Annotated in this window: 20 protein-coding genes; 10 read left to right on the top strand and 10 right to left on the bottom strand. The window is 58.1% G+C overall.

The window, feature by feature from the left end:
• Positions 1-101: 101 nt before the first annotated feature.
• From ACPJXG_RS00155 to ACPJXG_RS00145, 3 genes are read right to left on the bottom strand one after another with little or no spacing between them, the layout of a single operon-like run.
• Positions 102-1,049 (bottom strand): FecR family protein, encoded by a 948-nt coding sequence (locus tag ACPJXG_RS00155; protein ID WP_035823143.1) that lies wholly within the window; start codon positions 1,047-1,049, stop codon positions 102-104.
• Positions 1,042-1,599, bottom strand: a complete 558-nt coding sequence (locus ACPJXG_RS00150) for an RNA polymerase sigma factor (RefSeq protein ID WP_035823145.1) — start codon at positions 1,597-1,599, stop codon at positions 1,042-1,044. The genes ACPJXG_RS00155 and ACPJXG_RS00150 overlap by 8 nt, the downstream gene beginning before the upstream one ends.
• A gap of 2 nt (positions 1,600-1,601) precedes the next feature.
• Positions 1,602-2,264 carry a secretin and TonB N-terminal domain-containing protein gene (locus tag ACPJXG_RS00145; RefSeq protein WP_425253048.1) on the bottom strand — a complete coding sequence of 221 codons (663 nt, stop codon included), beginning with the start codon at positions 2,262-2,264 and terminating at the stop codon, positions 1,602-1,604.
• 259 nt (positions 2,265-2,523) lie between these two features.
• On the opposite strand from ACPJXG_RS00145, the gene ACPJXG_RS00140 reads away from it, so the two are divergent.
• Both ACPJXG_RS00140 and ACPJXG_RS00135 read left to right on the top strand, forming a co-directional pair.
• A complete protein-coding gene (locus tag ACPJXG_RS00140) occupies positions 2,524-2,889 on the top strand; it encodes a hypothetical protein (protein ID WP_425253047.1) in 366 nt (121 codons plus the stop codon).
• Between the two features lie 94 nt (positions 2,890-2,983).
• On the top strand, positions 2,984-5,332 hold the full coding sequence (locus ACPJXG_RS00135; RefSeq protein WP_425253046.1) for a Tex family protein: 2,349 nt from the start codon (positions 2,984-2,986) through the stop codon (positions 5,330-5,332).
• Between the two features lie 58 nt (positions 5,333-5,390).
• Here the strand turns inward: ACPJXG_RS00135 and ACPJXG_RS00130 are convergent, their stop codons facing one another.
• From ACPJXG_RS00130 to ACPJXG_RS00120, 3 genes are read right to left on the bottom strand one after another with little or no spacing between them, the layout of a single operon-like run.
• Positions 5,391-6,503 carry a beta family protein gene (locus ACPJXG_RS00130; protein ID WP_425253045.1) on the bottom strand — a complete coding sequence of 371 codons (1,113 nt, stop codon included), beginning with the start codon at positions 6,501-6,503 and terminating at the stop codon, positions 5,391-5,393.
• A 9-nt stretch (positions 6,504-6,512) separates the two neighbouring features.
• On the bottom strand, positions 6,513-7,739 hold the full coding sequence (locus ACPJXG_RS00125; RefSeq protein WP_425253044.1) for an ImmA/IrrE family metallo-endopeptidase: 1,227 nt from the start codon (positions 7,737-7,739) through the stop codon (positions 6,513-6,515).
• Entirely contained in the window at positions 7,729-8,037 is a 309-nt protein-coding gene (locus ACPJXG_RS00120; RefSeq protein WP_425253043.1) for a hypothetical protein, read from the bottom strand. The genes ACPJXG_RS00125 and ACPJXG_RS00120 overlap by 11 nt, the downstream gene beginning before the upstream one ends.
• A gap of 267 nt (positions 8,038-8,304) precedes the next feature.
• On the opposite strand from ACPJXG_RS00120, the gene grxD reads away from it, so the two are divergent.
• The gene (gene grxD, locus ACPJXG_RS00115; RefSeq protein WP_034753766.1) at positions 8,305-8,616 is read left to right on the top strand and encodes a Grx4 family monothiol glutaredoxin; all 312 of its coding nucleotides are present in this window, start codon (positions 8,305-8,307) and stop codon (positions 8,614-8,616) included.
• The gene (locus ACPJXG_RS00110) at positions 8,609-9,211 is read left to right on the top strand and encodes a UbiX family flavin prenyltransferase (protein WP_425253042.1); all 603 of its coding nucleotides are present in this window, start codon (positions 8,609-8,611) and stop codon (positions 9,209-9,211) included. Before grxD ends, ACPJXG_RS00110 begins: the two co-directional genes overlap by 8 nt.
• A gap of 184 nt (positions 9,212-9,395) precedes the next feature.
• On the opposite strand, the gene ACPJXG_RS00105 is transcribed toward ACPJXG_RS00110, so the two are convergent.
• On the bottom strand, positions 9,396-9,722 hold the full coding sequence (locus tag ACPJXG_RS00105; protein ID WP_092801601.1) for a hypothetical protein: 327 nt from the start codon (positions 9,720-9,722) through the stop codon (positions 9,396-9,398).
• Between the two features lie 89 nt (positions 9,723-9,811).
• Positions 9,812-10,219, bottom strand: a complete 408-nt coding sequence (locus ACPJXG_RS00100) for a hypothetical protein (RefSeq protein ID WP_034753756.1) — start codon at positions 10,217-10,219, stop codon at positions 9,812-9,814.
• 712 nt (positions 10,220-10,931) lie between these two features.
• On the opposite strand from ACPJXG_RS00100, the gene ACPJXG_RS00095 reads away from it, so the two are divergent.
• The 6 genes from ACPJXG_RS00095 (at position 10,932) to ACPJXG_RS00070 (ending at position 17,606) form a co-directional block, all read left to right on the top strand.
• Positions 10,932-11,336 carry a MerR family transcriptional regulator gene (locus tag ACPJXG_RS00095; protein WP_034753754.1) on the top strand — a complete coding sequence of 135 codons (405 nt, stop codon included), beginning with the start codon at positions 10,932-10,934 and terminating at the stop codon, positions 11,334-11,336.
• A 133-nt stretch (positions 11,337-11,469) separates the two neighbouring features.
• Entirely contained in the window at positions 11,470-12,654 is a 1,185-nt protein-coding gene (locus tag ACPJXG_RS00090) for an isovaleryl-CoA dehydrogenase (RefSeq protein WP_035823159.1), read from the top strand.
• Positions 12,655-12,707: 53 nt separating this feature from the next.
• On the top strand, positions 12,708-14,507 hold the full coding sequence (gene aceK / locus ACPJXG_RS00085) for a bifunctional isocitrate dehydrogenase kinase/phosphatase (RefSeq protein ID WP_425253041.1): 1,800 nt from the start codon (positions 12,708-12,710) through the stop codon (positions 14,505-14,507).
• Positions 14,504-15,700 (top strand): acetyl-CoA C-acyltransferase, encoded by a 1,197-nt coding sequence (locus tag ACPJXG_RS00080; protein WP_425253040.1) that lies wholly within the window; start codon positions 14,504-14,506, stop codon positions 15,698-15,700. The genes aceK and ACPJXG_RS00080 overlap by 4 nt, the downstream gene beginning before the upstream one ends.
• Positions 15,701-15,772: 72 nt before the next feature.
• Complete coding sequence (locus ACPJXG_RS00075) at positions 15,773-16,441, top strand: SDR family oxidoreductase (RefSeq protein WP_425253039.1); 669 nt, start codon at positions 15,773-15,775, stop codon at positions 16,439-16,441.
• Positions 16,442-16,478: 37 nt separating this feature from the next.
• Complete coding sequence (locus ACPJXG_RS00070) at positions 16,479-17,606, top strand: acyl-CoA dehydrogenase family protein (protein WP_425253038.1); 1,128 nt, start codon at positions 16,479-16,481, stop codon at positions 17,604-17,606.
• Positions 17,607-18,016: 410 nt separating this feature from the next.
• Here the strand turns inward: ACPJXG_RS00070 and ACPJXG_RS00065 are convergent, their stop codons facing one another.
• Together ACPJXG_RS00065 and ACPJXG_RS00060 are read right to left on the bottom strand one after the other, a co-directional pair.
• On the bottom strand, positions 18,017-18,910 hold the full coding sequence (locus ACPJXG_RS00065; RefSeq protein ID WP_099403708.1) for a YihY/virulence factor BrkB family protein: 894 nt from the start codon (positions 18,908-18,910) through the stop codon (positions 18,017-18,019).
• Between the two features lie 86 nt (positions 18,911-18,996).
• Positions 18,997-20,076: a S66 peptidase family protein gene (locus ACPJXG_RS00060; protein WP_425253037.1), complete on the bottom strand. Its 1,080-nt coding sequence runs from the start codon at positions 20,074-20,076 to the stop codon at positions 18,997-18,999.
• Positions 20,077-20,143 lie beyond the last annotated feature (67 nt).

The raw sequence follows: 20,143 nt of genomic DNA, 5'->3' as shown, positions 1-20,143 counted from the left end.
TCGCGGCTTCCAGCAGCATTGACAGGGAACAAGGTCCGGGACTGCAAAAGGTCATGAAAATGTCATAATTGGGTGAGCACCTCGGGGCGCCAAGGCGGGGCTCAGCCGAACAGCACGATGCCGCCCGGCAGCCGCGTCACGCGCGCGCCATACGCGTCCTGGATCAGGGCGATCACGTCGTCGAGGCGGTCGAGCGAAAAGCTCGCTTGCACGCGCGTCAGTTTCAAGGCCTCGCCATTGAGGATCAGCTTGCCGGGACGGTAGCGGTTCACCTCGTCCACCACCTCGGCCAGGGTGCTTTGTTTAAAAACCAGCAGCCGGTGGCGCCACGCGCTGACGTCGCTTTTTGCCACGGCGCGGGCGATGCCGAAATGCTCGGGCCGGTAGCGCAGTTGCTGGCCCGCCGCCAGTTCCGCGTCGTTGCCGGCCTGCGCCACGCGCAAGCGGCCCGCCAGGCACGTCACGCACACTTCCTGGCCAAATAGCCGGATATTGAAGCGCGCGCTGCCGGCTGACACGGTGCCGTCGCCCGCCTGCACGCGCACCCGCGCCGCGCCGCGCAAGCCAGCCTGGAATTCCGCTTCGCCCGCCAGCAGCACCAGCGCCGCGGCGCCATCCTGCAGCGGCGCCGCATCGAGGCGCGTCTGCGTATTCATCTGCACCAGCACGCCGCCGTCGAGCGCCACTTCGCGCTGCTCGCCCGTGCCGGTGGCATAGTCGGCGGCAAGACCAGCCACGGCCGGCCACAGATCCGTGGGCGGGCGCAGCACCAGTAAGCCCAGCGAGGCGGCCACGGCGCCGCCGAGCCAGGCGCGCCGCGCCACGTTGACAGGCGCCTGCGCCCGCTTGACGGCGCGCGCGGCCGGCGCCATGGCGCCCCACACGGCGCGCGCCTCGGCAAAGGCATTGGCATGCTTGCGGCTGCGCGCGCACCAGTGGCGAAACACTTGCGCGTCGCGCTCGCTGACCTGGCCCGAGGCCAGGCGCACGACCCACGCCTGCGCTTCCTTCTGGATGACACCCATATCGTCTTCCGCTTGTTCAGTCATGATGTTTAGACGTTTTTCCCGCGCCGGGACCGAAGCGCTGGATGAAATCGCGTCCCATGCGTTCGCAGCAATGTTCGAGTCCGGCGCGCAATTCCTTCTCGACCGTGCGGGCGGAAATGCCGAAGCGCTCGGCGATGTCGCGGTGCGGCAACTGGTCGACGCGGGCGGCGATGACGATGGCGCGCCGGCGTTTCGGCAATTCCTGCAAGGCCCGTTCCAGCTCTTCCAGTTCGGCGCGCGCGCTGAAGGTGCGGGCCGGGTCGGCCAGCTCATCGGCCATCTCGTACAGATCGTCGATGTCGGGCAAACTAAGCAGGCGCGCATTGTCGCGGCGTTGATCTTCCGCAATGTTGATGGCGATGCGCATCAGGTAGGCGGACGGGTAGCTGATCGCCTCGGGCGCGTTCATGCGTTCCACCCGCAAATACGTTTCATGCAGCGCGTCATTGGCCAGGTCTTCCGAGCCGAGGCGGCGCTGCAGGTGGCGGCGAAACTGTCCGTAGCGTTCCAGGAACAGCTTGCGCAAGGTGGTTTTGAGCAGTTCCGGCATACTCAGGGCGCCCCGGCCACGAGGTAGGGCGCGCAATCGGCATCGGGATCGGGCCGCGGCGTCAGTAAAATCGTCAGCGGCTGCGGCAAGCCCGCCGGTGGCGCGCCATCGATCAGCAGGCTGCGCAGGCGCTGCAGCACGGCGCGGTCGCGCTGTTCCACGCCGCTCGGTTCGAGCACATGCACGGCGCGCACCTTGCCCCGCTCGTCAAGCCACAGCTGGAAGGCCAGGCGGTAGCGGCCAAAGGCCTCCGGATGCAAGCGGCACAGGGCGCGCGTGAGCGAACGCTGCAGGATGGCCGCATAGCCTTGCAATGCTGCGGTGGCAGGGGTCACTTCGGCCGGCACGGGTGCTGCTGCCACGGGCGCGTCGGCCAGCGCCAGCAAGGTAAACGCATTGCTGCCGCTGAAGCGCGCGCCCAGCTGCGTGCCAGCCAGCAGGCGCTGCAGCGCTTCGGCCGGCGTGTAGTCGCCGCGCACGGGCGCGGCCACTTTGCCGGCCGCCAGCTGGCTGCTGACGAGCACGGAATACCCGGTCACTTCGCCAAACGCCACCAGGGCCGCATCGAGCGGCTGGGCGGGCAAGTCGAAATGCACGGTCGCGTGCGCGCCGGCATCAGCACCGTCCGCGCCCGCAGCCGGCCGCACGAATGTCATCAAGGTCATCAATGTCATCAGCAAGCAGGCGGACAGGGCATTGCCCCTTGCGGCGCGGCGGTGGCTTAGTGTCATTTTCCAGGGGAAGCAACGAAAAATCCTGCTCATGAAGTGTCTTGACTGCAATGTTGTCTGCAGAATGGCAAGATGGTAGCTTCATAAAATGACAACTGCATGACATGGCGCCAGCCCCATCCCCGCCTGTGTCATCGCCGCGACACATGATCTTGCTATGCTGAACGCTTCATCCACCGCTCCGGGAGCCTTCATGGCACGCCTGTTCTCACTGTTGCTGCTGGCCTGCGCCGCCCTGCCCGCGCAGGCGGACGAACACACCGTCGTCGTGAAGGCCGCCGCGCCGCAGAAGGCTTGCGTGGAAGTGGAAGTCCATGGACAGCGCGCGCCATCGATGTCTTGCCTGAGTGAAAAATTATTGCCAAACAGCAACACCTTGAGCCGGCCGCCGCCCACCCTGTCCGGTGCGGAAGCCGTCATGCAGCGCCCGTCGAACCAGCTGGGCCTGTACAACCGCGCCGCCCTCGAACACCGCATGGGCAATGCCTTTGGCAAATCCGTCACGCCGCAGAGGCCGCCAGCTCCCGCGCCCGCCAGCCCGCTGCTGCCGGCCCGCTGACGCTGTTGTCAACGCACAGTCCATTTGCGCTGTCAAGATTGCGCAATCGCGCCGATTGCGTATCATTCCAGGCTTGATCGCTCTGGAAACAACCATGCTGCCCACTATCGAACAACGTCTTGCCCTTGAACTTGCCGCCAAACCGGTGCAGGTTGCCGCCGCCATCGAACTGCTCGACGAAGGCGCCACCGTGCCCTTCATCGCCCGTTACCGCAAGGAAGCGACCGGCGGCCTCGACGATATCCAGCTTCGCCTGCTCGAAGAGCGCTTGCGCTATCTGCGCGAGCTGGAAGAGCGGCGCGCCGCCATCGTGGCCTCGATCACGGAACAGAACAAAATGACGCCCGAGCTGCTCGACGCCGTCATGCACGCGGAAGACAAGACGCGCCTCGAAGATTTGTACTTGCCGTACAAACAGAAGCGCCGCACGAAGGCGCAGATCGCCATCGAAGCGGGCCTGATGCCGCTGGCCGACGGCTTGCTGGACAATCCGGAACTGACGCCTGAAATGGAAGCGGGCAAGTTCCTGCGCGACGCGTTTACGAGTGCCGACGGCAACAATCCGGGCGTGGCGGACACCAAGGCGGCCCTCGATGGCGCGCGCCAGATTCTGATGGAGCGTTTCGCCGAAGACGCGACCCTGCTGCAAACCTTGCGCGAATACGTGCAGGAACACGGCATCGTCGAATCGAAAGTGGTGGAAGGCAAGCAAGACGAAGGCGAAAAATTCGCCGATTACTTCGATTACTCGGAAACCATCTCGACCGTCCCTTCGCACCGCGCGCTGGCGCTGCTGCGCGGCCGCCGCGAAGGCATCCTCGACGTCACCCTGCGTCTGGACACGGAAGCGGAAAAACCGAAATGGGATGCGCCGCACAACCCGTGCGAAGGCCGCATCGCCGCCCGCTTCGGCATCAAGCAACAAGGCCGCCCGGCCGACAAATGGCTGGCTGACACGGCACGCTGGACCTGGCGCGTGAAAAGCTTCATGCATCTGGAAACGGAACTGATGGGCGCGCTGCGCGAACGCTCGGAACTCGACGCCATCAACGTCTTCGCCACCAATTTGAAAGCGCTGCTGCTGGCCGCGCCGGCCGGCCAGCGCGCCACCATGGGCCTGGACCCTGGCCTGCGCACGGGCGTCAAGGTTGCTGTCGTCGATGCCACCGGTAAAGTCGTCGACACGGCCGTGATCTACCCGCACCAGCCGAAGAACGACTGGGATGGCTCGCTGCATACCCTGGGCCGCCTGGCCGCGAAGCACAATGTGTCGCTCATTTCCATCGGCAACGGCACCGCGTCGCGCGAGACCGATAAACTGGCGCAGGACCTGATCAAGCAGCATCCGGAAGCGAAGATGACGAAGATCGTCGTCTCGGAAGCGGGCGCGTCGGTGTATTCGGCGTCCGAATTCGCGTCGAAAGAATTGCCGGACATGGATGTATCCCTGCGCGGCGCCGTGTCGATCGCGCGCCGTCTGCAAGACCCGCTGGCCGAACTGGTCAAGATTGACCCGAAATCGATCGGCGTGGGCCAGTACCAGCACGACGTGAGCCAAAGCCAGCTGGCCCGCTCGCTCGATGCGGTAGTGGAAGATTGCGTGAACGCGGTCGGCGTGGACGTGAATACGGCGTCGGCGCCCCTGCTGGCGCGCGTGTCCGGCCTGTCGGCCAGCGTGGCGCAAAGCATCGTCACCTACCGCGACATGAAGGGCGCGTTCACCTCGCGCGCGGCCCTGAAAGCCGTGCCGCGCCTGGGCGACAAGACCTACGAACAGGCAGCGGGCTTTTTGCGCGTGATGGGCGGCGAAAACCCGCTGGACGCCTCAGCCGTCCACCCGGAATCGTACCCGCTGGTTGAAAAGATCCTCGCTGACATCAAGAAGGATATCAAGGCCGTCATCGGCGAAACGGCCTTGCTGAAAACCTTGAGCCCGGCAAAATATGCGGATGAAACGTTTGGCGTGCCGACCATTTCCGACATTTTGAAGGAACTGGAAAAGCCGGGCCGCGATCCGCGTCCGGAGTTCACCACCGCCACCTTCAAAGAAGGCGTGGAGGAAATCCGCGACTTGCGCCCGGACATGATTTTAGAGGGCGTGGTCACCAATGTGGCCGCCTTTGGCGCCTTTGTCGACATCGGCGTACACCAGGATGGCCTGGTGCATATCTCGGCTCTGTCGAGCACCTTTGTCAAAGATCCGCACACGGTGGTGAAAGCTGGGCAAGTCGTGCGCGTGAAAGTGCTGGAAGTCGATGAGAAGCGCAAGCGCATCGCCTTGACCATGCGCCTGACGGACAGCGCGCCGCAGGCGGGCAGCAAGCCGGAGCAGCGCGGCGACCGCAACGACCGCCGCAGCATGGCGCAGCACCAGTCGCAGTCGCGCAATGCGCCCGAGCCGGCCGGCAGCATGGCCGCCGCGTTCGCCAAGCTGCGCGGATAATAATAGTAGATGATAAGTCGTGAGGAGATATTACTAATTAATCCTCACGGCTTAATACTTAATATTCGATAAGCAGACTATCAATTTCCTCTTCAGATGAATCAACTTCAAGCTCAAAATTGAGTCGCTCAATTTGTAAAGCAGCATAAACCAGATGATGATTCAAGTCAGCAAAAACCCAACTGCCAGGGTTTCCGGGCCCGACTTCTTCTGCAGCACATTTATAAATGAATTCATCTCCATCACTAAAATCTCGACCGCGATAAATCTCATGATTTACCAATAAACGGGCCAATGCATGTGTTTGTAACGAATCACCTGATCGAACATGGCCGCGAAAGATAAATATTTTATCTCCAGCAGTGTAGCGAATTTTACAGTTCACAGTTTTTCCGCATGGAATTCCACCCATGAAATTAGGATGAACGATGCCATAATCTCCATATATCAAATCCCTACATTTTGGCACGTCACTTTTTAGTCTTGCCCATAGCTTTAATTCATTTCTATATATGGAACCAACTGTATCACGAGCGATTACAGTAACATCCTTAGAAGCAGAACTACCGGCAACGCAAATTGATCGATAGCTAATACCTTGAGGCTGAAGTGCTAAGAAATCAGTGACAATATCTTGCAATTCATCAACATTGGAGTTTCTAATATCTCGCAAATCAATAAATAAATCTATCTGACTTGGCTGCAATCTTAATGCCGCAGATCGTACCAATATATTTTCCCAAGTATTTTCCGCTTCATCATCAAGATCTTCATATTCAATTCTGAAACAAAATCCCGAGTTAAATGCATCAACCACTTCACAAAATCTTTGCCATAAGTTTTCATCTCTACCAAAACCATACACAGGCGTTAAAGCTCGATTCTCCAACCATAAATTTCTATATGAAGCTATTACCGCAGACTCTCCATTCGAGTCCGTTTGTCCAGGAAAAAATCCGTAAAAATCAACAAAAATATTTACATCCGACGACAAAGATAATATGTCAGTAACTGTTTTTTCGATATGCTGATCGACTGTTTTATCGTCAGGTACAGGTGATACATCAACAAGCGCCTTTGTTAATGATCGCACATGCGAATTGGCGCTATTCAATGATTTTAAATCAATAGACTTACCTTTTACGACCGGCGAATAAATGTACGACAGCATTATCAACTCCTAAGAGAAAACAAGATCAGAAAACAGTGGCCTGATAGTACCTTGCCCAAGTAAATCACGATAAATATCGTACTTTTCATTTTCTTTTTGAATACGTCCAACAATAATAGCTGGATGAATTTTCAAATCTTTGGCCAGTTCCAAAATACCACTTCGTGTTTGTTGCAAGAATGCAGTACTTCTTTTCCATACAGCGCGAGGAATCAATGAATCGCGAGCTATTTTGTTAGCCTCTTTCTCTATCGCCTGCGTCGGCATTGTATTTTCAATACGATCAATAAACCCTTCATTTGCATCTGACAGGTGTTTCCAAACATGTGCCAATTCATGCAATAAAGTAAACCAAAAATAATCAACCCTATCATATCTGAGAGTAAGTCCAATAACTGGAAGACCCCACTCTGTCATTAATGCAGCACCATCCAATAAAGTATTCGGCAATTTTGGCTCAACAATTAAAGCAATGCCTTTTTTTGCCAAACATTCAATGGCAAGCAAAGGTCCATCTTTATGGGTGCTTAATCTTGCCACCTCTATAAAAAACTCTTCATTCAATAATGCCGGATCAAATATCGGATAATTAATACAACTCTCTTTAGCTCTGCCAATCACTCTTCCAGTCCATGCTAGAGTGGAATAAAACGTTTTCTCCTCTAGAATATCTCCTCTAAAAGAACGTCTAAAAAGGGCTGACTCTAAATTTTTTTCTCCAAGTGATTTTAAAAAAGCTTTTACACTTGCAGTTGCGGCCTCTTCTATTTCAGTAGTTCGTTTTGGAATAGTGATCCAACCTCGCTTTTCCATTTCTCGAATAGGAAATTTACTCCATGACAATTCAAAGCTTTTCTCTACATTAACAGGCTCAGGCCTTTCCGCCACTAAAATATCAAGAGGAATCCCCAAACCAGTAGATACAGAACGAATCATCTGCACCGTGAGTGGTCTTTTCCGACTAAGGACCTCTGATACCCGACTTCGACTCCCTAATAGTGGAACTAAATCGACTTGCCTGAGTCCTTGCTCTTGCATTCTGAATTCAATTGCTTCAATTGGATCAGGAACATCAAACGGAAATGTCCTGCGCTCGTAGTCCTCGATTAAAATTGAAAGAAGTTCAAGTTTATCTGCTTCTTTTGTGCCATTTGTAGGATCAAGTTCTACCAACCGCTCAGCCTCTCGAAGCATAATTTGGTATTCAGAGCTATTTCTGATTACCTTAATTTCCATGGTTTTCCTCTGACTGGTAACAAATATATTCAACTGCAGTTCCAACCCATTTAACAGTCAATATTCCTGTGCCTTCAGCAACTTTCACTTTCATATAATACTGAACTCCATCAGCTTGGAATTTAAAAACCAAGCCTCTCAGATTTTCACGTTGTACGCTCGGATAACGTTGAAGGACTAACGGCAAAAATGGAACTGGCAAGCCACGCATATCTGCAAGCCAACAATCAATCCACTTTTTGCAGTTTGGGTATTTCTTACTAAAATTTGACAATGCACCAGTTCCGATGACTCTCATATGGTTGTGCTGAACGCACCAAAATTTCTTAGAACCCCATTGTTCCCGATTTGGGAACAATGGTCAAGAGGGATTTTCCTTGCATCAAGAAATAGTTGCATATGGGGTAAAATATTTCCAAAAAATAAATATTTCCATATGATAATTTCAGCTCGTATGATCAAGTAAAATTTGAACAATGGCGTCACTCAGCTACTTCTCAGTACCGCAAGCGGCGTTTTCTTATAAAATGACGGCATCTATTTATTTACCCCATCAGAGGCAGCTATGAGCGACGTACAAACCTGGATCAAAGAAACCGTGACGAACACGCCAGTCGTGCTGTTCATGAAGGGCACGGCCCAGTTCCCGCAGTGCGGCTTTTCCGGCCGCGCCATCCAGATCCTGAAAGCGTGCGGCGTGGAAAACATCGCCACCGTCAACGTGCTGGATGACCCGGAAGTTCGCCAAGGCATCAAGGATTACTCGAACTGGCCAACCATTCCACAGCTGTATGTCAAAGGCGAGTTCATCGGTGGTTCCGATATCATGAATGAAATGTTTGAATCGGGCGAGCTGAAGTCCCTGCTGGATGCCTGATAGCCAAACGCAGCGGCCGCGCCGTATCGTCGTGGCCATCACGGGCGCCACGGGCGCCGTGTATGGCTTGCGGCTGCTGCAATTGCTGGGCGCCACTCCCGGCGTCGAGACGCATCTGGTCTTGTCGGATGCGGCCGTATTGACCCTGCACCAGGAAACGGGCGTGGGGCGCAAGGAAATCGAAGCGCAGGCGCACGTGGTGCACAAGCTGCGCGACATCGGCGCGTCGATCGCCAGCGGCTCGTTTCAATCGGACGGCATGGTCATCGCACCGTGCTCGATGAAGACACTCGCGGCCGTGGCCCATGGCTTGTCGGATAATTTGATCACGCGGGCAGCCGACGTGGTGCTCAAGGAGCGCCGCCGCCTGATCCTGATGGTGCGCGAAACGCCGTTCAACCTGGCGCACCTGCGCAATATGACGGCCGTGACCGAAATGGGCGGCATCATCTTCCCGCCCTTGCCAAGCTTTTATCACCACCCGCAGAGCATCGCGGAGATGGTCGACCATACGGTGGCGCGCGTCATCGACCTGCTCGGCATTGAGCATGCCTTGGCGCCTCGGTGGAATGGTCTTAAAGCGTCAGAAACCTGACATCACCAACGCAATCAACTTATAAGCGGGGAAACCCCTACCAAGTCACGATGCCAGACAAAAGCGTAGCGAGCGGCAGTGAGGCTCGGCGCCCCCTTGTGGCCGAGAAGCGCAACCGTGCTCCAGCACGGTGAGCATCGCAGACCGCCTATGCCGAGGCGCAGTAGCTTTGGTCAGGCATCCCTCACCGTTTGTCGAATTGGTGGGCACTTGCCTGCTTCAAATCCCTGGCTTCTTCAACCATCCTGCGGTGGGCGATCCGTTTGCGCATCACTTCCGCGTGTTGCGCGGCAGTCATGGGGGGCACGGTCATCAAGTCCTTCAGCTGCGCGGTATTGCTGTAGTTACTTTTCATAAGACGGCTCAAATGCTCGGCTCCGTAGTGGATGAACTGGCTGCTTCTGATGTGATTATGCGCTGGTATTGGCCGCTGCGCCGCTGCGTGCGGGATTATTGTCAAATAATTCCGCTGCAGCGCAACATGCGAGGTCTTATTGTGCGGCAAAATCATGTCTCCAGTATGACCTTGCGCAAATAAAAGGACAGGGGGAGCACCGTCAGCGAAAAGCGGACGGCGCCGGCCGGGGAGGGCCTGAATGCTTACTTTTGGTAGTTGACTCTTACCAGCATGCGAATAAATTCTCGCGCGATTTGACGATGATGTTCATCTAATCTTTGCAAATCGGCAATTAATTTCACATCAGCGGACTCAAAACGCGACAAAGCGCTGCCCGCTTCACCATTCGGAGTGGCGCTTTCCGGGCCGCCAAAACGCAACCATTCCGCCGGAACGCCCAACCATTGGGCAATCATGCGCAATTTCTCTTGCGTCGGAATTGCTTCACCTACTAACCATTTCCTAGCTGCATGCACGGTAATCGGGCGCCCGTCGAAACGGATATTGAATTCCCGGGCCAGTCTGGTCGGGCTGTCTGGAGAATAATGGGCGTTTTTGAGAGCCAACTGAAGTCGCTGGCTGAAGCTTTCGCGTTCGTTAGAAGAATTCATAGGTGTACTATTTCATGTTGTAACATGAAAGTCAGTTTCTTGAATGACCATACAGATTGTTACATTTGAAAAGAGTATCAATTAACAATTAACACTCCGGCCGAGCTTTTCGAGTCAAAAAGTGGGCCGAATTTTCTCTTGCGATTCTGCGTGGCTTCGGGTCAAATTCGCGGTTAGCCTTGATTTTCGCACTGCAGCACGATTCAAAGCCTCGGTTTGGCATTACAACGTACGGTATCGGATAATGCCCTGCTCTACCGATACACGCAATGCCCATGCCATAAAATTTCTTGTAGACAAAGTTTTCAGAAGGGCCATTTTGTTTCCAACATGGAAACGATCCGGACAGCGTGCTTATCGCGAGACCTTGTTTTTTGATCGTGCCCACTGGAAAGAGACTGCGCCCAAAAATTTTACTGCCATCGCAGCGAAAAGAATGTCGCCGTTATGCCAGGAAAGCTCTTTTTGGTGTCATCTTGGCCACCAACTCTCGATCTTAAGCGCGTTTGCGCAAGAAGAATCAATTTATTTTCAGTAATTGTTGTCTGATTCGCCAAATTCCCGCGTTCACGCCTTCTTTTTTCTTTGTTGCAGCACGGGCAGGGCACGCTACAATAGTATTGACGTTGACGTAAACGGCACTTTGCCACCCATTGCCTCACAGTATCCATCCAGCTATCGACCACCCATGCAACCGACACCGCCCGCACCCATGACGACCTATACCATTACCGAACTGGCGCGGGAATTCGACATCACGGCGCGCGCCATCCGCTTCTATGAAGACCAGGGCTTGCTCAGCCCGAAACGCGAAGGCGCCGGCGGGCGCAGCCGCGTCTACACGCCGCGCGACCGCACCCGCCTGAAGCTGACCCTGCGCGGCAAGCGCCTGGGCCTGGCGTTGTCGGAGATCAAGAGCCTGGTCGACATGTACGAGTCGCCGAAGGACACGCGCGCGCAGATGGACCGCTTCCTGGGCGTGCTGGCGCAGCACCGGCAAACGCTGGAGCAGCAGCGCATCGATATCGAAATGGCGCTGGCGGAAATCAGCGCGCATGAAGACGCGTGCGCGCGCATGCTGGCGGACTTGAACCTTGATAAGGCGCAAACAAACTAAAGGCGCAAGCAGCAGACCGCTGCCGCGCATCGGTTGACGTTTACGTAAACGTCACAACTGAGTATCATAGCTTCACTGACCCGGCATCCATGACCGCCACCAATATAACGAAGATAACGACGACGAGGACGACATGCTCCATCTCCCAGGCTTGACCTTTGACCACGGCGACGACATCGCCTCGCTGCGTGAAGCGATCCAACAATTCGCCGCCGCCGAAATCGCGCCGCGCGCGGCCGACATCGACCGCACGGACCAGTTCCCCATGGACCTGTGGCGCAAGATGGGCGACATGGGTTTACTCGGCATCACCGTCAGCGAAGAGTACGGCGGCGCCGGCATGGGCTACCTGGCACACATCATCGCCATGGAAGAGATCTCGCGCGCCTCGGCTTCCGTCGGCTTGTCCTACGGCGCCCACTCGAACCTGTGCGTGAACCAGATCAAGCGCAACGGCACGGCCGAACAAAAAGCCAAGTATTTGCCAAAACTGATCACGGGCGAGCACATCGGCGCCCTGGCCATGTCGGAACCGAACGCGGGCTCGGACGTCGTCAGCATGAAGCTGCGCGCCGACTTCAAGGGCGACCGCTGGGTCTTGAACGGCACCAAGATGTGGATCACCAACGGCCCCGACGCGGACGTGCTGGTGGTGTACGCGAAAAACGACCTGGAAGCGGGTCCGCGCGGCATGACGGCTTTCCTGATCGAAAAGAATTTCAAGGGTTTCTCCATCGCGCAAAAGCTCGACAAGCTGGGCATGCGCGGCTCGCACACGGGCGAACTGGTGTTCCAGGATTGCGAAGTGCCGGCCGAAAACGTGCTGGGTGGCCTGGGCAAGGGCGTCAACGTGCTGATGTCGGGCCTCGACTTCGAGCGCACCGTGCTGTCCGGCGGCCCGCTGGGCATCATGCAGGCTTGCATGGACCTGGTCGTGCCCTACGTGCATGACCGCAAGCAATTCGGCCAGGCCATCGGCGAATTCCAGTTAATGCAAGGCAAGCTGGCCGATATGTATTCGACCATGATGGCCTGCAAGGCCTATGTCTACGCCGTGGGCCAGGCCTGCGACCGCGCCACCACGCCGGAAGCCGTGCGCCAGTTGCGCAAGGATGCGGCCGGCGCCATTCTGTATAGTGCAGAGAAAGCGACCTGGATGGCGGGCGAAGCGATCCAGGCCCTGGGCGGCAACGGCTACATCAACGAGTATCCGGCCGGCCGCCTGTGGCGCGATGCCAAGCTGTATGAAATCGGCGCCGGGACCAGCGAAATCCGCCGCATGCTGATAGGCCGCGAACTGTTTGCGGAAACCAAGTAAGCACGGGCGCGCGACGATCGACTGGGTGATGAGCCATTCATGCGAGCACAACTATGACGCACATTGCCTTCCCCAAATTGCTCTCTTCCCAGATTGCATTCGATATCGCGCGCACCATCCGCGACGGCTTTGACAAGCATTACCGTTTGTTCCGCGCAACCAGCCAGCAAGCCAAGCAGTACTTCGAGCAAGGCGCCTGGAACGCGGCACAGACGGCAGCCCGCGAACGCATCGACTTTTATGACAAGCGCGTGCAGGAATGCGTGCAGATGCTCGAAGATGAGTACGAAGAGTCGGAGTTGAGCGATGCAGTGTGGCGCGAACTGAAGCTGCACTACATCGGCATGCTGACGGAACACAAGCAGCCGGAACTGGCGGAAACCTTCTTCAATTCCGTTTGCTGCAACATCCTGCACCGCACGTATTTCAATAACGACTATATTTTCGTGCGTCCCGTCGTGTCCACGGAATACATCGAAACGCAAGACCCGGCCCCCACCTACCGCGTGTATTACCCCGGCAAGGACGGCTTGCGCCATACCCTGCAAGGCATGGTGACGGACTTCCAGCTGGACTGCGCCTTTGCCAACCTCGAGCGCGACGTGGCCCAGGTGGAAGCGCGGCTGCAGCAGCTGTTCGGCGGCGAGCGGATCGAACCGAACCACCAGATACAAGTCTTGACCAGCTTGTTTTACCGCAACAAGGGCGCCTATCTGGTCGGCAAGGGCATCAACGGCAACCGCGAATATCCGTTCGTCGTGCCCATCCTGCACAACCGGCACGGCAAGCTGGTGCTCGACACGGTGCTGTTCGAGCAGCAGCAGATCGCCGTGCTGTTTTCATTTACGCGCGCGTATTTCCTGGTGGATATGGAAGTACCGTCGGCCTACGTGCAATTTCTGCGCAGCTTGCTGCCGCGCAAACCGCGCAGCGAAATCTATACGATCCTGGGCTTGCAGAAGCAGGGCAAGACCTTGTTTTACCGCGACTATCTGCAGCACTTGAAACATTCGTCGGACCACTTTGAAAGCGCGCCCGGCATCCGCGGCCTGGTGATGCTCGTGTTTGCCCTGCCCTCGTTTCCGTATGTCTTCAAGGTCATCAAGGATTTTTTCCCGCCGCCCAAGGAAACCACGCGCGCGCAAGTCCAGCAAAAGTATTTGCTGGTGAAACACCACGACCGCGTGGGCCGCATGGCCGACACGCTCGAATATTCCAACGTGGCCTTTCCCCGCGCCCGTTTTGCCGAGGAGTTGCTGGCCGAGCTGAAACAGTTCGCCCCCTCGCTGATCGAAGAAGACCACGAGCAGATCATCATCCGCCACCTGTACATCGAGCGGCGCATGGTGCCGCTGAACATGTGGCTGAGCAATGCCGAGAAGGAAGGCCGCGATGACCTGGTCGAACACGCCATCGTCGAGTACGGCAATGCCATCAAGGAACTGGTGGCCGCCAATATTTTCCCCGGCGACATGCTGTATAAAAACTTTGGCGTGACCCGTCATCAGCGCGTCGTTTTTTACGATTACGATGAAATCGAGTACATCACCGATTGCCAGTTCCGCGTCATCCCCGAGGCGCGCACGGAGGAGGAAGAAATGTCGGCCGAACCGTGGTATCCCATCGGCAAGCACGATGTGTTTCCCGAACAATTCGGCACCTTCCTGCTAGGCAATCCCCGCATCCGCAAGTATTTCATGCAGCACCATGCCGACCTGCTGACGGCGCAATATTGGCAGGCGCGCAAGCAGCGCATCGAAGACGGCCATATCGAGGACGTCTTCCCGTATCCGCAGCATCTGCGTTTTTGTATGCAGTCACCATCCCCACCTTTAACCGGAGATCCAACATGAATGATCCAGTCGTAATCGTCGGTGCCGCGCGCACCCCCATGGGCGCCTTCCAGGGCGACTTCGCCAACGTCACCGCCAGCGACCTGGGCGCCGTGGCCATCCGCGCCGCCGTGGAACGGGCCGGTGTGGCGCCGGATGCCGTGGAACACGTGTATTTCGGCAATTGCCTGATGGCTGGCCAAGGCCAGGCGCCCGCGCGCCAGGCCTTGCGCAAGGCGGGCTTGCCCGATTCCACGGGCGCCGTGACCCTGTCGAAAATGTGCGGCTCGGCCATGCAGACGACCATGTTCGCGCATGACACCTTGCTTGCCGGCAGCGCCGACGTGGTGGTGGCGGGCGGCATGGAATCGATGACCAACGCCCCCTACCTGGTGCCAAAAGCGCGCGGCGGCTACCGCATCGGCCACGGCATGATCTATGACCACATGATGATGGATGGCCTGGAAGACGCCTACAGCCGCGATGAAAAGGGCAATGCCCGCTCGATGGGCACGTTTGCCGAAGAGTGCGCCAGCCAGTACGCCTTCACGCGCGAAGCGCAGGATGCGTTTGCCATCGAATCCGTGAAACGCGCGCAAGCGGCCACCAAGGATGGCAGTTTTGAGTGGGAAATCGCGCCCGTCACCGTTTCCGGCCGCGGCGGCGACACCGTCGTCAGCATCGATGAAGGCCCGCAAAAAGCCCGCCTGGAAAAAATCCCGACCTTGAAAGCCGCGTTCAAGAAGGATGGCACCATCACGGCCGCCTCGTCTTCGTCGATCAACGATGGCGCGGCAGCCCTGGTGCTGATGCGCGAATCGACGGCGAAAAAGCTCGGCTGCACCGTCATCGCGACAATCCACGGCCACGCCACGCATGCGCAGGCGCCAAACGAATTCACCACGGCCCCCATCGGCGCGGTGAAAAAGCTGTACGCCAAGACGGGCTGGAGCAGCAGCAATGTGGACTTGTTCGAGATCAATGAAGCGTTCGCGGCCGTGCCGATGGCCGCCATGCACGACCTCGACATTCCGCACAGCAAGATCAACATCCACGGCGGCGCGTGCGCGCTGGGCCACCCGATCGGCGCCTCGGGCGCGCGCATCATCGTCACCCTGCTGGGCGCCTTGAAAAAAACCGGCGGCAAGCGCGGCGTGGCGGCACTGTGCATCGGCGGCGGCGAAGCGACGGCGATGGCGATCGAACTGGTATAAGCTCTTCCTGAGCACGGGCGCGCACCGCGGTTCACGGTGTGCGCTTTCATTTTATTTTCAGGGAGAATAAATATGCCTACCGCATTGATCATCGGCGCCTCGCGCGGCATCGGCCACGAAATCGTCCGTCAATACCGCCACGATGGCTGGCGAGTGATTGCCACGGCGCGCACGCAAGACGCTTGCGACGCCCTCGCGCAACTGGGCGCGGAAGCACACCAGCTCGACGTGACGGATGTGGAAGGCTGTGCCGGCCTGGGCTGGAAGCTCGACGATGAAAAACTCGACGTGGCCATCCTCAACGCGGGCGTGTATGGCCCGCGCCAAGACGGTTCCCCCACGCAAGAAGATTTCGATGCCGTCATGCACACGAATGTGCTGGCGGCCATGCGGCTGCTGCCGCTCCTGGCGCCGCTGGTCGGCAATGCCAAAGGGAAACTTGCCGTGCTGTCCTCGCACATGGGCTCCCTGAGCGAGCGGGGTAATCCCAGTGGTTCGCTATACCGCGCCAGCAAGGCGGCCTTGAATTCCGTGCTGATCGACACGTCCCTCGTGCATGGCCCGCAAGGCGTCAGCTGCGTCGCCTTTCACCCGGGCTGGGTGCGCACGGACATGGGCGGCGCCGGCGCCGATATTTCGCCAGAGCAAAGCGCTGCCGGCATCCGCGCCACCCTGGCCAGCCTGCCGGCCACGGACAAGGCCGTGTTCCGCAACTACGATGGCAAGCCCATCGCCTGGTAATTCCTGCCTCCACTATAAAAATACGAGACGACGTCCCATGATACTCAATGAAGAACAAACGATGATCCAGGAAGCGCTGCGCAGTTTTTCGCGCGAGCGCCTGGCGCCCAACGCGGCCCGCTGGGACAAGGAACATCATTTCCCGAAAGAAGAATTGCAGGAACTGGCCGCGCTGGGCGCCTTTGGCGTGGCCGTGCCGGAAACGCTCGGTGGCGCCGGCCTCGACTACGTGTCGCTGGCCCTGGTGCTGGAAGAAATTGCCGCCGGTGATGGCGGCGCGTCGACCATCATTTCCGTCAACAATTGCCCCGTGTGCAGCATCGCCATGATGTACGCCAACGACGCGCAAAAGGAACAATGGCTGCGCCCGCTGGCGCAAGGCGCCATGCTCGGTGCGTTTTGCCTGACGGAACCGCACACGGGCAGCGACGCCTCGGCCCTGCGCACGACGGCCACGCTCGACGGCAATGAATACGTGCTCAACGGCACGAAGCAGTTCATTACCAGCGGAAAATATGCGGACGTGGCCATCGTCATGGCCGTCACCGACAAGGCAGCCGGCAAGCGCGGCATCAGCGCCTTCTGGGTGCCGACGAACACGCCAGGCTACATCGTGGCGGGACTGGAACAGAAGATGGGCCAGCATTCGTCGGACACGGCGCAAATCCTGTTCGACAACTGCCGCATCCCGGCGGAAAATTTAATCGGTGAAGAAGGACAAGGCTACAAGATCGCCCTGTCCGGCCTGGAAGGCGGACGCATCGGCATCGCCTCGCAAGCCGTGGGCATGGCGCGCGCCGCGTATGAAGCAGCCCTGCAGTACGCACGCGAGCGCGAAAGTTTCGGCAAACCCATCTATGAACACCAGGCCGTGCAATTCCGCCTGGCCGACATGGCCACGCAGATCGAAGCGGCGCGCCAGCTGATACGCCACGCGGCGGCCATGAAGGATGCGGGCTTGCCCTGCCTCAAGGAAGCGGCCATGGCCAAGCTGTTTGCGTCGGAAATGGCGGAAAAAGTATGCTCGGACGCCATCCAGGTACATGGCGGCTACGGCTATGTGTCCGACTTCCCCGTCGAGCGCATCTACCGCGACGTGCGCGTGTGCCAGATTTATGAGGGGACCAGCGATATTCAGAAGATTTTGATTGCAAGGGCGTTATAAACCCCAGGCAAAGGCTGGGGTCAGACCCCCACATGCGTTAGCGCGGAGCTTTGCGTTAGCGGTGTTGTGGGTCTGACCCCATACGCCAACTATGGACGAAAAAAAAGCCCGCTAGCGCGGGCTTCGTTCCAATGTATTACCAATGCTTTAATCGTGTCATGGACGCCAGTGCTATCTGCAAAGTGCCTCCTGATTTTCGGACTCCCATGCTATCTGCATGGTGACTCCAAGTGTAAAATCGACCATCGTATCCGGAATTACAAAATCCATTTCTTCGCACTGTCACGCCATCGACATTACACCTGTCGGTCGCCGCGCTGAAACTGGATGGTGAGATGATTTGCTGCCAAATCTCAATCACTGAACGCAGTATAGCACAGGGTTTTGTGCGGTGCAATAAATATTTAAAATCAAGTCCTTAGCGCCAGCGGCTTGTCCTCTTGCCCGCCACGGGCCACTCTTTCGTACTCGGAAATCACTTGCGCGCCCAGCAGCAGCAGGGTGGCGCCGATTTCCAGGCTGAACATGACGACGATGGCCGTCGTCATCGAGCCATACACAACATTGACCTGCGACAAGGTGGAAAAATACCAGACCAGCACGTGACGGGCGATTTCCCACAGCAGGGCCGCCGTCACGCCGCCGATCAGCGCATGCGTAATCGATAATCTTCCCACCGGCATGACCAGGTAAATCGAGCTGAGCACGAGGATTTCGCCCGCCAGCCCCAGCAAATACAGCAGCACGCCGGACACGCCTTCCAGGCCCCAGTCATGGCGCAAGAAGCGCACGCTTTCCTCGCCCATCACCTGCAGGCTGCCCGCCACCAGGGTGATCAGCAAGATGCCCACGCCCAGGCACAGGATATAGCAGTACGGCAAGATAGCGGAAATAAGGAAATGGCGGCGGCGGATGGCCACGCGGTGGATAAAGATCACGCTCATGGCGTTTTCCAGCACGGTAAACGCCAGCGAGCTGAAAAACAGCATGGTCAGCAGTAGCAGCCAGCCGATCACGCCCCGGTTGTTAAGGAAGTGCGCGACCTCGGCCACGATGGCTTTCGATTGCCCCGGCACCAGCCATTCCAGGTAATGGCCTATGGTTTGCAGCAATTCGTCCTGCGCGATCACGTGCGACAGGGCCACCACCACCAGCATCAGCAGGGGCACGATGGACAGCAGCGAGTAATACGCGACGGCGCCCGCCAGCAGCAACCCCTGGTTGGCGCGAAAGCCCTTCAGCACCTGCAGCACGAAGGCCAGCGGATGGCTGAGGATGTAGGTACTGGCGTGGCGGTTGATCATGTCGGGTGCGGTGAAAAGGCGACGCGGCCTCGTGCCACGCCTGCAATCACACTAGCATACTGACAATCGCCCCGCTGCACCGTACGCTAGCAGACGCCTGGCTCCAATAAGGTCAAGGTTTGCCGGTCCGCGTCCAGGGTGGCGAGGATGCCCATCGGTAGCGTGAACTGGTGGCGGATGTGGCCAAACGAATAGCCGCTGACGGCCGGCACCCGCAAAGGCTGCAAATGCTGGTCCAGGGTGTCGTTCAGGGTCAGCGCCGTGTCGCCGTCAGCCGCCTCGCAATGCTCGAAGATGCCCAGCATCAGGGCCGCTGCCTTGTTGAACCCCACGGACAGGTCGAGCTGGCACAACATTCTGTCGATGCGGTACGGCACTTCGTTGATTTCTTCGAGGAACAAAATATGCTCGCGGAAATCGGCCGCATACGGCGTGCCGGCCAGCGCGCTGACCAGGCACAGGTTGCCGCCCGTCAAGCGTCCCGTCGCCTGGCCGCCGTGCACGGTGCGGATGGCGAAGTTCGGCTGCGTCTGCGCGCGGCGGTGGTTGTCCAGCGCCATCGGGATCGTGTACTGCTCTTGCGGCATCATCAGCACGTTTTGCAGCTGCGTCACCGTGTACTCGGAAAACGTCGATGAAGCCACGGGACCGTGAAACGTCACCAGGCCCGTCTGGCTGGCGATGGCCAGGTGCAAGGCCGTGATGTCGGAATAGCCGATCAGCACTTTCGGGTTGCGCTGAATCAAGGCGTAATCGAGCAGCGCCAGCAGCGAAATGCAGCCGGAGCCGCCGCGTATCGCCCACACCGCCTTGACGTCCGGATCGCGAAACGCCGCGTGCAAGTCGTCGAGGCGCTGCTGCACCGTGCCCGCATAGTTGCCGTGCACGGCGCGAATATTCGCGCCCAGGCTGGCGCGCAGTCCCAGCGCTTCGATATTGCGCTGGGCCTTGGCAATGGACTCCTCATCCGTAAAGCCGCCCGGTGCGATGATGGCGACCAGGTCGCCGTCGCGCAGGCGCGCCGGTTTGATCAATGCGTGTGGCTGTTGCATGCGTTTGCCCTTCCCTTGCGTGGCCGCCGCCCACGCCGGTGTGCCTGCCGCCCCGAAGCTGGCGGCCAGCAAGCCGCCGAAACGGCGCCGGCTGAGATTGGTCTGACTGGACATGCGGCCCTTTCCTGAAATAAAAAACGGCGACGCCAGGCGCCGCCGCACGAGAGTAGCATGCCGGCAA

It is taken from the genome of Janthinobacterium sp. NFX145, from assembly GCF_049810325.1.
Taxonomy (GTDB): Bacteria; Pseudomonadota; Gammaproteobacteria; order Burkholderiales; family Burkholderiaceae_D; genus Janthinobacterium; species Janthinobacterium rivuli.
The sequence above is the reverse complement of the archived record's forward strand: the minus strand, read 5'-3'. Positions and strand labels throughout refer to the sequence as shown.

Bases quoted from the DNA above. Each gene is read 5' to 3' on its own strand.
- ACPJXG_RS00155 (WP_035823143.1), bottom strand. From the start codon at position 1,049: ATGACTGAACAAGCGGAAGACGATATGGGTGTCATCCAGAAGGAAGCG.
- ACPJXG_RS00150 (WP_035823145.1), bottom strand. From the start codon at position 1,599: ATGCCGGAACTGCTCAAAACCACCTTGCGCAAGCTGTTCCTGGAACGC.
- ACPJXG_RS00145 (WP_425253048.1), bottom strand. From the start codon at position 2,264: ATGACCTTGATGACATTCGTGCGGCCGGCTGCGGGCGCGGACGGTGCT.
- ACPJXG_RS00140 (WP_425253047.1), top strand. From the start codon at position 2,524: ATGGCACGCCTGTTCTCACTGTTGCTGCTGGCCTGCGCCGCCCTGCCC.
- ACPJXG_RS00135 (WP_425253046.1), top strand. From the start codon at position 2,984: ATGCTGCCCACTATCGAACAACGTCTTGCCCTTGAACTTGCCGCCAAA.
- ACPJXG_RS00130 (WP_425253045.1), bottom strand. From the start codon at position 6,503: ATGCTGTCGTACATTTATTCGCCGGTCGTAAAAGGTAAGTCTATTGAT.
- ACPJXG_RS00125 (WP_425253044.1), bottom strand. From the start codon at position 7,739: ATGGAAATTAAGGTAATCAGAAATAGCTCTGAATACCAAATTATGCTT.
- ACPJXG_RS00120 (WP_425253043.1), bottom strand. From the start codon at position 8,037: ATGAGAGTCATCGGAACTGGTGCATTGTCAAATTTTAGTAAGAAATAC.
- grxD (WP_034753766.1), top strand. From the start codon at position 8,305: ATGAGCGACGTACAAACCTGGATCAAAGAAACCGTGACGAACACGCCA.
- ACPJXG_RS00110 (WP_425253042.1), top strand. From the start codon at position 8,609: ATGCCTGATAGCCAAACGCAGCGGCCGCGCCGTATCGTCGTGGCCATC.
- ACPJXG_RS00105 (WP_092801601.1), bottom strand. From the start codon at position 9,722: ATGATTTTGCCGCACAATAAGACCTCGCATGTTGCGCTGCAGCGGAAT.
- ACPJXG_RS00100 (WP_034753756.1), bottom strand. From the start codon at position 10,219: ATGAATTCTTCTAACGAACGCGAAAGCTTCAGCCAGCGACTTCAGTTG.
- ACPJXG_RS00095 (WP_034753754.1), top strand. From the start codon at position 10,932: ATGACGACCTATACCATTACCGAACTGGCGCGGGAATTCGACATCACG.
- ACPJXG_RS00090 (WP_035823159.1), top strand. From the start codon at position 11,470: ATGCTCCATCTCCCAGGCTTGACCTTTGACCACGGCGACGACATCGCC.
- aceK (WP_425253041.1), top strand. From the start codon at position 12,708: ATGACGCACATTGCCTTCCCCAAATTGCTCTCTTCCCAGATTGCATTC.
- ACPJXG_RS00080 (WP_425253040.1), top strand. From the start codon at position 14,504: ATGAATGATCCAGTCGTAATCGTCGGTGCCGCGCGCACCCCCATGGGC.
- ACPJXG_RS00075 (WP_425253039.1), top strand. From the start codon at position 15,773: ATGCCTACCGCATTGATCATCGGCGCCTCGCGCGGCATCGGCCACGAA.
- ACPJXG_RS00070 (WP_425253038.1), top strand. From the start codon at position 16,479: ATGATACTCAATGAAGAACAAACGATGATCCAGGAAGCGCTGCGCAGT.
- ACPJXG_RS00065 (WP_099403708.1), bottom strand. From the start codon at position 18,910: ATGATCAACCGCCACGCCAGTACCTACATCCTCAGCCATCCGCTGGCC.
- ACPJXG_RS00060 (WP_425253037.1), bottom strand. From the start codon at position 20,076: ATGTCCAGTCAGACCAATCTCAGCCGGCGCCGTTTCGGCGGCTTGCTG.